At 55.6% G+C, this 356-nt stretch carries 1 pseudogene; it reads left to right on the top strand.

The annotated features are described in order from the left end of the window. Positions 1-63: 63 nt before the first annotated feature. Positions 64-356: pseudogene (locus OCV69_RS16660) on the top strand (polysaccharide biosynthesis protein); the annotation flags it as partial.

Genomic DNA, 356 nt, shown 5'->3' with positions numbered 1-356 from the left:
AAGGACGATTATGGGAAGTAAAACGGGTGTATCCCGTGAAAAAACGAATCCGAGGAAGATCTGATGTACGAATTTCTGGAAAAATACCTGCCCAGGGACAAGCGCGTCCGCATGGGCATCTTAATGGCCGCAGACGTCCTTGCGCTCTGCCTGGCCTCTTTTTTAGGCCTTTTTGTCCGGTTTGATTTAAATATTTCCAAGATCCCGCCGGAATACGCCCGGGCGGCCCTGGAGTTCCTTCCCTATTATATCCTGGCCTCCCTGGTGATCTTCTTCCTGGCCCGGATGTACTCCACCATGTGGAGCGTGGCCGGGGTCCGGGAAGCCCTCCATGTGGTGGCGGCCTGCGGCCTGGC

Origin of the sequence: Alitiscatomonas aceti, from assembly GCF_025567195.1 — a bacterium.
Taxonomy (GTDB): Bacteria; Bacillota; Clostridia; order Lachnospirales; family Lachnospiraceae; genus Alitiscatomonas; species Alitiscatomonas aceti.
This window is presented reverse-complemented; position numbering and strand designations above follow the sequence as displayed.